Genomic DNA, 11,257 nt, shown 5'->3' with positions numbered 1-11,257 from the left:
TGCGCCGACGGTGAATTCGTCGAATTCACCGGCTCCGGACTTCCACGCCGGGGCTGTCCGCGTGCCGGCGTAGTGCCGGTGCGATCTCCTCGCCCAGCCGGTGCAGCGATTCCGCCACCGCCTCGGCCGGCAACCCGCCCCAGTCGACCAACGCCACACCGGCAAGGGCTCCTGCGCGGCCCTCGGCACGATCGCCGCTTCATCGAGCGGAGCGCGGCACCGGCCCTGCCAGGTGACGGCCGGTCGGGCCCGGATCTTCAGCAGTAATTCAAGTTTCCCCTCGAACGCCTCGGCGTAGTGGCCCGGACCGCTTCCTCTTCGTCGACCGGGATCCAGCCCTCGCCGAGGTCGATTTCGCCCACGTGGTGGTACGCGTCGGGGCCCCGGCGGGTGAACGTGTCGCGCAGGGGCACGGTGGCGCCGTTCATGGTGATGGTGCCCAGGAACCACAACTCCTCGCCCACCCAGCCCGCGGAGCGCTGGACCGCGCGTCCGCCGTTGCTGTCGTACCAGTCGGCGGCTAATTCGCCGGCGGCCGGGTCGCAGCCCCACACGTAGCGGACACTCAGCGGGGCCGGGTTCTCCGGGGTCGGCAGTTCGGCCGTGGCCAGCGTGATCCAGAAGCCGCGGTGCTCACGAACGCCGTCGATGCGCATCCGGATCGGCTTGCGCGGGCGTGAACGCATCCCCCGGATCACCGACGCGATGCTGTCCCAGCGGCTCAAGGAGCTCGAGCTGGCCGGCGTCGTGGAGCGGGTGGTCACGGTCGCCCGGCCGGTCGAGGTCCGGTACACGCTCACGGCCATCGGCTCGCGGCTGGGGCCGGTGCTGGACGCGGTCAAGGCGTGGAGCGCCGACTGGGCGGCTCATCAGGCGGGAAAACCCGGTTGAGCTGACCGGAAGAGCGGAGTCTGGCACGATCAGGCCGTGACCAGCAGCAGGCGGACGCGTGGGCTAGCGATCGCCGCCGTCCTCCTGCTGGTGCTCACCGCCTGCACGGCCGGCTTCGGGCACCTCAAGCTGCGGATCGCCGCGGGCAACTCGGGCGGCGTCTACTACAAGCTCGCCCAGCCCCTGGCGACGGCCTGGCAGGCCGATCTGGACATCGACCGGCCGGAGGTGCTGCAGACCCAGGGCTCGCCCGACAACGTCACCAAGGTGCTCACCGGCCAGGCCGACATCGCCTTCGTCGCGGCCGACGTCGCCGCGGACAGCTACCACGCCCATCCCGGTTTCGCTGCACTCGCCCGGATCCACGACGACTACCTGCACGTCGTCGTCCGGGCCGACTCCGACATCCGGTCGGTGTCCCAGCTGAGCGGCCACCGGATCGCGATCGGCTCACCGCAATCCGGCGTCGAGTACATCGCCAAGTGGCTGCTGCAGGTGCTCGGGCTGCCGGACTCGGTCAGCACGATCAGCCGCGGCCTCGACGATTCCGTCCGCGCACTGCTGAACCACGAAGTGGACGCGTTCTTCTGGTCCGGCGGCCTGCCCACGCCGAAACTGGCGGAACCGGAAATCCGGGGCCGGCTGCACCTGCTCGACCTCGCCGACGTGATGCCGAAGGTGCAGGCACGCAGCCAGGTCTACAGCACCGCGACGATCCCGGCGAGCACGTACGGCCAGCTCGTCCCGGTGACGACGCTGCTGGTGCCGAACTACCTCGTGGTCTCGAAGTCCATGCCCGACGACATAGCGGAGGCTCTGGTCCGCGGCCTGTTCGACGCCCGCGGCCCGCTCGTGGCCGCCAACCCGGCGGCCCTGTCGATCGACGTCCACCCGGGCATCGAGACCCAGCCGATCCCGTTGCACCCGGGCGCGCTGCGGTACTACCGGGCGCAGAAAACCTAGGCGACCGGGAACACCATCGAGATCCGCAGCCCGCCGCCCTCGGGCAGGTCCAGCTCCAGCTGCCCGTCCGAATGCGCGACGATCTCGCTCACGATCGCCAGTCCCAACCCGGACCCGGGCACGTTCTGGTGCGCCGGGCTCCGCCAGAACCGGTCCAGCGCGCGATCGAGCTCGTCCGGCTGCAGCCCCGGCCCGTGGTCGCGCACCGACAACCGCACCCGGTCCTCCTCCCGGGACACCGCGATCCGGATCTCCGTCCCCGCCGCGGTGAACTTCAGCGCGTTGTCCAGCAGCGCGTCCAAGATCGTTTCGGCGCCGCGGGGCGGCATGCGCACTCGCGCGCCGTCACCGGAGGTCTCCACCACCAGCCGGACGTCCCGGGCCTCGCCCACCACCGACCAGTCCGCGACCCGCTCCGCCACGGCCTCGTCCAGCACCACCGGGTCCAGCTCGCCGCCGGACGCCTCGGCGCGGGCCATCGTCAGCAGCCCGTCCAGGATCTGGTGCAACCGGCTCGCGTCGACCCGCGCGGCCTCCAGGTCCGCGGCCGCGGGCTCGTCGACGACGTGGCCTTCGAGGTTGCCGAGGCGGATCTTCAACGCCGTCAGCGGGTTGCGCAGCTGGTGGGACGCGTCGGCGACGAACGCGCGCTGCGCCGCCAGCGCGCCGGACACGCTCTCGGCCATCCGGTCGAAGGACCGGCCGAGCTGCCGCAGCTCCGGCGGCCCGCTGCTCTCCCCCACCGGCTCCGCCTCCCGGCCGCTCACCACCGACGCCACCAGCGCACCGGTCGCGTCGTCGAGCCGGTGCACCGGCCGCAGGATCCACCGGACCACCGGGATCGCCACGGCCAGCGCGAGCGTGAAGGCGAGGATCCCGCCGGCGGCCAGCAGCAGCCACCACCACAGCACGTCCCCCCGCTCGGTGCCGGTGTCGGACACGGTGAGCACCGCGCCGTGCACCTCGCCGTCGGCCAGCACCGGCTCGGCGAGCACCAGCGGCGTCGAATCCCACGGCATCAGCACGCCGGTGGGCTGGGACCGGCGGCCGGCGAGCGCCTCGCGGATCGGCCCGCCGATCCGGTCGGCCTTGAGGTCGATGCGCGCCGCGTCCGGTCCCAGGGACGAGGCGAACAGCTTGCCGTCCTGGTCGACGACCGCCACCTGGACTCCGTACACCTCGTTGTAGCGGATCAGGTCGGGGTTGATCAGCGACGGCTTGTTGTCCAGCAGCGGCCGCTGCGCCAGCGACGCGAACCGGGCCGTGTCGGTCAGCCGATCGAGGAACAGGTCCTGCTGCGCGCCCGCCGCGATGCTGATGGCCAGTGGGATGCCCAGGCCGAACACGAGCAACGCCACCAGCGTCAGCACGATGCCCTGCAGCCGGACGCGCACGCCCCTAGCTCCGGGCGGCCTGGCCGCCGAGCCGGTACCCGACCCCGCGGACCGTCTCGATGAGCGCCGGGCGCCCCAGCTTCGTCCGCAGTGTCGCGACGTGGACGTCCAGTGAACGGCTCTCCGCGGGACCGCGGTGGCCCCACACCTCGGTGAGCACGTGCTCACGCGAGCAGACCGCGCCGCGCGCGCCCGCCACCAGCGCGAGCACCTGGAACTCCTTGCGGGACAGCGCGACCGTCCTGCCGTCGACCAGCACCTCGTGCCGGGAGACGTCGACGGTGACGTCCCCGACCCGGATGACCACCGGTTCGGCGGCGTGCTCCCCGCGCCGGCGGCGCACGGCCTCGACCCGGGCGAGCAGCTCCTCGACGTCGTAGGGCTTGACCAGGTAGTCGTCGGCGCCCGCGCGCAGGCCCTGGATCCGGTCGTCGACCTCGCCGCGCGCCGAGACGACGATGATCGCGACGTCGCTGACCGCGCGGATCTGGCGGCACAGCGTCACGCCGTCGATGTCCGGCAGGCCGAGGTCGAGCAGGATGACGTCGACCTCGTGCACCCGGTCGAGCACGCCGGCGCCGGTGGCCAGCCGGGCGATCGCCAGGCCGCGGCGGGTCAACGCCGGAATCAGCGCACCCGCGACCCGGTCGTCGTCCTCCACCAGCAGCACCCGCACCCGTCCGCCTCCCATGGTGACCTGCTCCACCGGCCGGTAAGGCGAACTCTAGGACGTCCGGGCGGGACCCGCACCGGCCACCCGGACGGTCACTCCCCGTGACCTCGGGTGGACACCCGTCAAAATGGACATCGATACTCAGTTGAAACCCTAAGTATTGCTCAAGCGGCCTTGCGAGCCGGTGAAGCAACGGTAGGTTCTCGCCATCGCGTGGTGACCCATGCCCGATTTGCACGAACGACCCGGGAGGCCAGATGACCGCGGAGGTGGCGGCGCCGATGATCAAGGCGTCCGCCGTGAACAAGTACTTCGGCGACCTGCACGTGCTCAGGGAGATCACGCTCGAGGTGCCTCGCGGCCAGGTCGTCGTGGTGCTCGGCCCGTCGGGCTCGGGCAAGTCGACCTTGTGCCGGGCAATCAACCGGCTCGAGCCGATCAACTCGGGCGAGATCGCCGTCGACGGTGTCCCGCTGCCCGCCGAGGGCAAGGCGCTGGCCGCGCTGCGGGCCGACGTCGGCATGGTGTTCCAGTCGTTCAACCTGTTCGCGCACAAGACCATCGTCGAGAACGTCATGCTCGCGCCGATGAAGGTCCGCAAGACCTCGCAGGCCGAAGCGCGCAAGACGGCGATGGAGCTGCTGGAGCGGGTCGGCATCGCCAACCAGGCCGACAAGTACCCGGCCCAGCTTTCGGGTGGCCAGCAGCAGCGCGTCGCCATCGCGCGGGCGCTGGCGATGCGGCCCAAGGTCATGCTGTTCGACGAGCCGACCTCGGCGCTGGACCCGGAGATGGTCCAGGAGGTCCTCGACGTGATGACGGGCCTGGCCAAGGACGGCATGACGATGCTCGTCGTCACCCACGAGATGGGCTTCGCCCGGCGGGCAGCCGATCGGGTGATCTTCATGGCGGACGGCGAGATCGTCGAGGACACGACGCCGGAATCGTTCTTCACCGCGCCCAAGAGCGAGCGCGCGAAGGACTTCCTCGGCAAGATCCTGACCCACTGAGAACAACCGCTGAGAAACGTTCCGCGGCGCCGTCGGCGTCCGGGTGACGACACACAGGAGAGATTCACATGAGGATCCGCACCCTCGCGGTGGGACTGCTCGCCGGTGGGCTGGCGCTGACCACGCTGACCGCCTGCGGCAAGGAAGGCACGCCGAGCTCGCCGGGTTCGGGCGCCCAGAGCGGCACGAACGCCCCCGCGGCGCTGAGCTACCCGGTCGCGCAAGGCGTCGACCTGGCCGGCTCCCCGGTGTTCGCCAAGATGAAGTCGGCGGGCGCGCTGACCGTCGGCGCCAAGGACGACCAGCCGGGCCTCGGCATGAAGGACCCGACGACCGGCAAGTTCGGCGGATTCGACATCGAGATCGCGAAGCTCGTCTCGGCCGGCCTCGGCTTCGACCCGGAGAAGATCACCTTCCGCACGGTCGACTCGGGCGCGCGTGAGCAGACGATCGCGAACGGCGACGTGAACTACTACGTCGGCACCTACTCGATCACCGACAAGCGCAAGGCGCTCGTCTCCTTCGCCGGCCCGTACTTCCTCGCCGGCCAGGACCTGCTGGTACGCAAGGACGACAGCTCGATCACCGGCAAGGACACCCTCAAGGGCAAGAAGGTCTGCTCGGTCACCGGCTCGACCCCGATCCAGAAGATCCGCTCGGAGAACCTGACCGAGCCGGGCAACATCGTCGAGTTCCAGAAGTACTCGCAGTGCGTCGAGAAGCTGCAGTCGAAGGACGTCGACGCGGTCACCACCGACGACGCGATCCTCAAGGGCTACGCCGCCCAGGAGCCGGACAGCCTGAAGGTCGTCGGCCAGACGTTCTCCACGGAGAAGTACGGCATCGGCCTCAACAAGGACGACAAGGTCCTGCGCGACAAGGTCAACGACATCCTGCAGAAGGCGCTGGACGACGGCACCTGGCAGAAGATCTACGACGCGACCCTGGGCAAGTCGGGCTCGGCCGCCAAGAAGCCGACCCTCGAGAAGTACTGACGCTCGCGTGACGGCCGGTGGATCGGGCTTCCCGGTCCACCGGCCTTCTCCATCCACCACCTGACCACGGACGCGGGGAAGGCTCCATGGACGTCCTGCTCAACAACCTGGACCTGTTCGGTCCGTTCTTCCTCACCACGATCGAACTGTTCGTGCTCTCGGCCGTCGGCGCGCTGGTCTGGGGCACGATCCTGGCCATGCTGCGGGTGAGCCCGGTCCCGGTCTTCCGCGCCGTCGGCACGGCGTACGTGACGATCGCCCGGAACACGCCGCTGACCCTGGTGTTCGCCTTCTTCGTGTTCGCGTACCCGCTGCTCGACATCGTCAAGCTCGACTACTTCCCGGCCGCCGTGGTCGCCCTGACCGTGTACACCTCGGCGTTCATCTGCGAGGTCGTGCGCTCGGGCATCAACACCGTGCCGGTCGGCCAGGCCGAGGCGGGCCGCGCGCTGGGGCTGACCTTCGGCCAGATCCTCGGCCAGGTCGTGCTCCCGCAGGCGCTGCGTTCGGTCGTCCCCCCGCTGATCAGCACCCTGATCGCGTTGCTGAAGAACACCACCATCGCCGCCGGTTTCTCGGTCGCCGAGGCCGGCGCGATCCGCGCGTACCTGTCCGAACGCGGTGAGAGCCAGCTGGTCGGCCTCCTGTGGGTGGCCCTCGGCTTCATCATCCTGGTCGCCGTGCTGTCGTTCGTCCAACGCAGCCTGGAGAAGCGCTGGAGCGTGGCCCGATGAGCGAGCTTGCGAACGAATCATTCAACACTGCGCCTGCGGCTCAGGCCGCACCGAGCGTCAGCGAGGTGTGCGCATGAGCAATGTGCTGTTCGACGTCCCGGGCCCGAAGGCCCGGCTGCGCTACCGCACCTACGCGGTGGTCGGCACGCTCGTGGTGCTCGCGTTCCTCGGCTACATCGGGTGGCGTTTCTACGACAGCGGCCAGTTCACCGCCCGCAAGTGGGAGTGGCTGCAGTACGCGCAGGTGCAGCGCGACCTGGGCAACGCGGTGCTGTCGACGCTCCAGGCGTTCGCCGCCGCGGCCGTGCTGGCGCTGATCTTCGGGGCGATCTTCGCGGCCGGCCGGCTGTCCGACCACGCCTGGGTCCGCGGGATCGCCGGGTTCGTCGTGGAGTTCTTCCGCGCCATCCCCGCGCTGATCCTGATGTTCGTGTTCTACTTCGGCCTGCCGACCGTCGGCGTGCCGACGAGCCCGTTCCTCGGCGTGGTCTTCGGCCTGACGCTGTACAACGGCTCGGTGCTCGCCGAGGTCTTCCGCGCGGGCATCCAGTCGCTGCCGAAGGGCCAGAGCGAAGCCGCGTACGCGCTGGGCATGCGCAAGACCCAGGTGATGTTCCTGGTCCTGCTGCCGCAGGCGGTCCGGGCGATGCTGCCGACGATCATCAGCCAGCTCGTCGTGCTGCTGAAGGACACCGCGCTCGGCTTCATCATCACCTACCAGGAGCTGCTGTACTACGCCCGGTACATCGGTTCGCAGGGCACGTTCGGGCGGCCGATCGTGCCGTCGACGATCGTGGCGACCGCCATCTACGTCGTGATGTGCCTGCTGCTGACGGCGCTGGCGACGTACCTGGAGCGGCGCAACCGCCGCAGCAAGAAGGTCATCGCCGCACCGCCCACCGCGACCGAAGACCTCGTGGCCGCGTCGGCCTGAGTCACCCGTTCGAGGCCCCCGGGACACGTCCCGGGGGCCTTGTCGTGGTCCCGGACGTCCCCTAGCGTCGGGCGCATGGGTGTCGCACTGGTGACCGGCAGTTCCCGCGGCCTCGGCCGGGTGATCGCCCGGAGACTGGCCCGCGACGGGTTCGCCGTCGCGGTCAACGGCCTCCACGACGACGCCGACCTCAAGACGGCGGCGGAGGCCATCCTGGCCGAGGGCGGCCGCGCGGCGGCCTTCGCCGCGGACGTGACGGACCGGCGCCAGACCGGCGACCTGGTCGACGCGGTCACGGCGTTGCTGGGCCCGATCGGCGTGCTGGTGCTCAACGCGACCGGCCCGCAGCCGGAAGCGCCGCTGTCGAAGGTGGACTGGCCGGAGCACCTGGCCCAGCTGGACTTCTTCGTGCGGTCGCCGGTCCTGCTGGGCCACGCGGTGCTGCCGGGGATGCGCGCCCGCGGCCACGGCCGCATCGTGCACATCGACTCGGAGGTGGCGGACCGCCCGCCCCCGGGCCGTTCGGCGTACGCGACGGCCAAGAGCGCCCAGATCGGCCTGGTCCGGGCCTGGGCCCGCGAACTGGCCCCGGACGGCATCACGGTCAACACGGTGGCGCCGGGGTTCATCCCGGTGGAGCGGCACGCGGAGGTCCCGGAGGCCGAGCAGGAGCAGTACCGCGCATCGGTCCCGGCGGGCCGTCTGGGCACCCCGGACGACGTGGCGGCGGCGGTGAGTTTCTTCGCGTCCGAGGAGGCGGGCTTCATCACGGGCCAGCGCCTTTCGGTCGACGGCGGCCGCGCACTCGGCTAGTCCGCTGCCAGGGCGAGGATCCCTTCCGCGTCGTAGGCGAGGAAGTCGTCGAACGGGACCAGGTTTCCGGGCTCGAATTTTCGGCGGGCGATCTCGGGCCGCAACACCATCAACTCCGGCGTCACCGTGACCGGAGTCGGGCCGCCGGTCACGATGTCGTCGAGGTCGGTGTCCAGTGATGGCCCCCAGCGGTCGACGACCAGCCCGGCCGCGGACGGCCCGGTCGCGGTACAGCCGCACGAATCCGTAAGTCATTCCCCTGTCCCCTTCACGTCCTTTGTGGACGCCGAATCCCCATCGGCGCCTCTCCGCCGCGTCCGCTGCAGCACGGCGAGCACGCCGAGAACCAGCGCGAGCGCCACCGCCAGCGCGGCCCACATCGCGACGTGCAGCTGCAGCACCCCGCCGGCAAAGGCCCCGACGAGCATCGCCCCCACGGCGGCGACCTTCCGCAGCGGGTGCGAACCCGGGCCGCCGGCGGCCTTCGAGTCGGCCGCGAAACCGGTCAGCGTCATCGTCAGCACCGTCGTCGTCAGATCGGGCGCGCCGATGCGGCGGACCGCCGCGTTCTGCAGGCCCATCGCCAGCCCGAGCACGACGATCAGCAGCTCGCCGCCCAGCCGTGTGGCACCGCCGAGGGTCGCCGACAGCACGACGGCCGCCGCGATCAGCGCCGCCTGCGCCGCGGTCGCCTGCCGCAGGGCGTCGTAGTCGTCTTCGCGACGGGCCAGCCGCCCACCGGCGAGCGCGCCGGCCAGGAACGCGAGCACGGCGGTCGACGACGCGAGCACCGACAACGTCGTCTCCCCCGCCGCCGCGAAGCCGAGGAACACGACGTTCCCGGTCATGTTGGCGACGAAGACCCGCCCCAGCCCGAGAAAGCTGACGGCGTCGACCACGCCGGTGACGACGGTCAGCGTCAGCAGCAGGACGGCCAGGTCCCGTGGTTTCGGTTCAGCCATGACTCCATTCAACACCGGCCGCCCGCCGATTCCAAATCCAATTTTATATATCGCTTAAGAAAGCGCGAAGCAGCTTCGGCCGCGAAGCAGCTTCGCAGCGCTTCGCGGGCCGCTTCCATTGTCACACAGGCGGAACACCGACCTCCTTGCGGTGAATCCACGCGCGGCGAGCGGCGTTTTGTCGGAGGTTCCCTCTACCGTCCGTGACATGACCGAAAAGAGCACGGTGCGCACGCGGGAAATGGCCTGCGAACTCAAGAGCCAGCGCGAGCTGAAACGGATGACCCTGCGCGAGCTGGCCCGCCGCGCGGACTGGTCGGCCTCCAAGGTGTCGGCCTGGGAGAACGGCCGTCGCATCTCGCCGATCGACGCCGCCATCTACCTCGCCCACTGCGGGACCAAGGCCGCCGAACGCGCGCGGCTCCTCGAGCTCGCCAAACCGCCCGGCGACCTCTACTGGGTGCGGCCCTACTTCGACAAGCTCGTCGACCCGATGAAGTCCCTCATCATCCAGGAAAACCTGGCCGACACGATCATTTCGCACAGCCCGACCGCCATCCCGGGCATTCTGCAGACCGAAGACTACGTGAAGGAGCTCCACGAACTGACCGGGCGCTACACCGCGGACCGCCTGAAGATCCTCGTGCAGGCCCGGCTCGACCGGCAACAGCTCCTGCAGCGGCGGAATCCGCCGCGCTGCCTCTACTTCGTCTACGAGCGCAGCCTCCGGACCATCGTCCGCGATCCGGCGCTGATGCACGAGCAGCTGCAATACCTGGTGCTGTCGACCAACCTGCCGCACTGCACCATCCGGGTCCTGCCGGAAACCGCACTCCCCTACCACCTCGTGGGCAGCCGGTTCACCATCATGGAGTTCCCCGAGCATCCGCCGGTCGTCTACGAGGAAACCTACGCGGCGGGCCTGTTCATCGACGACCGGGTCGCGGTCGAGGCGTTCTACGTCCTGGCCACGAGGCTGGAACAAGCCGCCCTTTCCGAGGGACAATCGAGGGAGATGCTCGTCCGGCTGGCGGACGAGTTCGAGCGCATGAAGGAGTGACCGATGGCGGGCCGCGAACTGAAGTGGTTCAAGAGCAGTCACAGCGATGCCGACACCGAACACAGCACCTGCGTCGAAGTCGCTCTCGATACCCGCAGCACCGCGATCCGCGACTCGAAGGCGCCCGCCACCGGGCACCTGACCGTCCCCCACCCCGCCTGGAACGCCCTGCTCAGCTCGCTGCGCTGACAACCAGCTCGGCACGCAGCCCCGGAGGTGGCCGCCTTCGGGCGGCCGCCTCGCCGAGCACCGTCACCCGAGGTCCTTGCGATAGATGAGGAAGTCGCACGGCGTGGCCAGCGACGGCGCGAGGTGCGGATAGTCCTCGGCGAGGTCGGCGCGGTGGGTCACGCGGTAGCCGAGCCGGCCGTACCACTCGGCCAGGAACTGCTTCGACGGATGCGTCCACGCCCGCGGCACGAGCAGTTCGAGCTGCATCTCCCGGCACCCGGCCGCCCGGCTCGCCCGCTCGGCGAACCGCACGAGCTCCCGCCCGATGCCGAGCCCCCGCCGCGCCGGATCGGCGGCGAGCATGCCGAACTCCCCGGTCGCGTCGTCGAGCCGCTGGATCCGCACCGACCCGGCGAGGTCCCCGCCCACGAAGGCGACGGCGATCTCCCCGGCCGCCACGAACCCGGTCATCTCGTCGACGGACGTCCGGTCGGTGCTCCCCTGCCAGAGCCCCTTTTCGGACTCGGCGTAGACCTGGTTGACCAACCCGGTCACCCGCTCGATCACCGCGGCCTCGGCGGACGGCGGCAGCAGTTCGATCTCCATGCCCCCACCTTGGCACGCACAGACGGGAAGACGCTCGCGAACCGGCCTGAG

The 11,257-nt window shown here is 70.3% G+C and carries 16 protein-coding genes; 9 read left to right on the top strand and 7 right to left on the bottom strand.

All coding sequences use genetic code 11. The features are described from left to right. Window positions 1-25 precede the first annotated feature (25 nt). Complete coding sequence (locus tag ISP_RS12570; RefSeq protein ID WP_013224242.1) at window positions 26-157, bottom strand: hypothetical protein; 132 nt, start codon at window positions 155-157, stop codon at window positions 26-28. A 100-nt stretch (window positions 158-257) separates the two neighbouring features. Continuing rightward, complete coding sequence (locus ISP_RS12565) at window positions 258-656, bottom strand: hypothetical protein (RefSeq protein ID WP_013224241.1); 399 nt, start codon at window positions 654-656, stop codon at window positions 258-260. On the opposite strand from ISP_RS12565, the gene ISP_RS12560 reads away from it, so the two are divergent. Together ISP_RS12560 and ISP_RS12555 are read left to right on the top strand one after the other, a co-directional pair. Then, window positions 649-891 carry a winged helix-turn-helix transcriptional regulator gene (locus ISP_RS12560; protein ID WP_013224240.1) on the top strand — a complete coding sequence of 81 codons (243 nt, stop codon included), beginning with the start codon at window positions 649-651 and terminating at the stop codon, window positions 889-891. The genes ISP_RS12565 and ISP_RS12560 overlap by 8 nt on opposite strands. 36 nt (window positions 892-927) lie before the next feature. Continuing rightward, window positions 928-1,854, top strand: a complete 927-nt coding sequence (locus tag ISP_RS12555) for a TAXI family TRAP transporter solute-binding subunit (RefSeq protein ID WP_013224239.1) — start codon at window positions 928-930, stop codon at window positions 1,852-1,854. Here ISP_RS12555 and ISP_RS12550 read toward each other — a convergent pair. Both ISP_RS12550 and ISP_RS12545 read right to left on the bottom strand, forming a co-directional pair. After that, a complete protein-coding gene (locus tag ISP_RS12550) occupies window positions 1,851-3,248 on the bottom strand; it encodes a sensor histidine kinase (protein WP_013224238.1) in 1,398 nt (465 codons plus the stop codon). The two genes, ISP_RS12555 and ISP_RS12550, sit on opposite strands and share 4 nt — an antisense overlap. A gap of 4 nt (window positions 3,249-3,252) precedes the next feature. Next, complete coding sequence (locus ISP_RS12545; protein WP_014466811.1) at window positions 3,253-3,924, bottom strand: response regulator transcription factor; 672 nt, start codon at window positions 3,922-3,924, stop codon at window positions 3,253-3,255. 278 nt (window positions 3,925-4,202) lie between these two features. Between ISP_RS12545 and ISP_RS12540 the strand changes: the two genes are divergently transcribed. The 5 genes from ISP_RS12540 to ISP_RS12520 all read left to right on the top strand — a co-directional run bounded on the left by ISP_RS12540 (window position 4,203) and on the right by ISP_RS12520 (window position 8,407). Then, window positions 4,203-4,931: an amino acid ABC transporter ATP-binding protein gene (locus ISP_RS12540; protein ID WP_014466810.1), complete on the top strand. Its 729-nt coding sequence runs from the start codon at window positions 4,203-4,205 to the stop codon at window positions 4,929-4,931. A 68-nt stretch (window positions 4,932-4,999) separates the two neighbouring features. Continuing rightward, on the top strand, window positions 5,000-5,926 hold the full coding sequence (locus ISP_RS12535) for a glutamate ABC transporter substrate-binding protein (protein ID WP_013224235.1): 927 nt from the start codon (window positions 5,000-5,002) through the stop codon (window positions 5,924-5,926). An 86-nt stretch (window positions 5,927-6,012) separates the two neighbouring features. Further along, entirely contained in the window at window positions 6,013-6,660 is a 648-nt protein-coding gene (locus ISP_RS12530; RefSeq protein WP_013224234.1) for an amino acid ABC transporter permease, read from the top strand. A 73-nt stretch (window positions 6,661-6,733) separates the two neighbouring features. Beyond that, on the top strand, window positions 6,734-7,594 hold the full coding sequence (locus ISP_RS12525; protein WP_013224233.1) for an amino acid ABC transporter permease: 861 nt from the start codon (window positions 6,734-6,736) through the stop codon (window positions 7,592-7,594). Between the two features lie 75 nt (window positions 7,595-7,669). Beyond that, entirely contained in the window at window positions 7,670-8,407 is a 738-nt protein-coding gene (locus tag ISP_RS12520; RefSeq protein WP_013224232.1) for an SDR family NAD(P)-dependent oxidoreductase, read from the top strand. On the opposite strand, the gene ISP_RS12515 is transcribed toward ISP_RS12520, so the two are convergent. Both ISP_RS12515 and ISP_RS12510 read right to left on the bottom strand, forming a co-directional pair. Continuing rightward, window positions 8,404-8,559, bottom strand: a complete 156-nt coding sequence (locus ISP_RS12515) for a hypothetical protein (protein ID WP_014466808.1) — start codon at window positions 8,557-8,559, stop codon at window positions 8,404-8,406. The genes ISP_RS12520 and ISP_RS12515 overlap by 4 nt on opposite strands. A gap of 99 nt (window positions 8,560-8,658) precedes the next feature. Continuing rightward, window positions 8,659-9,369 carry a YoaK family protein gene (locus ISP_RS12510; protein ID WP_013224231.1) on the bottom strand — a complete coding sequence of 237 codons (711 nt, stop codon included), beginning with the start codon at window positions 9,367-9,369 and terminating at the stop codon, window positions 8,659-8,661. 208 nt (window positions 9,370-9,577) lie between these two features. On the opposite strand from ISP_RS12510, the gene ISP_RS12505 reads away from it, so the two are divergent. Next, window positions 9,578-10,429, top strand: coding sequence for a helix-turn-helix domain-containing protein (locus ISP_RS12505; RefSeq protein ID WP_013224230.1), 852 nt, complete (start codon window positions 9,578-9,580; stop codon window positions 10,427-10,429). A 3-nt stretch (window positions 10,430-10,432) separates the two neighbouring features. Further along, a complete protein-coding gene (locus ISP_RS12500; protein ID WP_013224229.1) occupies window positions 10,433-10,618 on the top strand; it encodes a DUF397 domain-containing protein in 186 nt (61 codons plus the stop codon). A gap of 63 nt (window positions 10,619-10,681) precedes the next feature. Here the strand turns inward: ISP_RS12500 and ISP_RS12495 are convergent, their stop codons facing one another. Further along, entirely contained in the window at window positions 10,682-11,206 is a 525-nt protein-coding gene (locus tag ISP_RS12495) for a GNAT family N-acetyltransferase (RefSeq protein WP_013224228.1), read from the bottom strand. Between the last annotated feature and the right edge of the window lie 51 nt (window positions 11,207-11,257).

The organism is Amycolatopsis mediterranei, assembly GCF_026017845.1.
GTDB classification, from domain to species: domain Bacteria; phylum Actinomycetota; class Actinomycetes; order Mycobacteriales; family Pseudonocardiaceae; genus Amycolatopsis; species Amycolatopsis mediterranei.
Note: the sequence above shows the minus strand (reverse complement) of the source record. Positions and strands in the feature narration are given on the sequence as shown.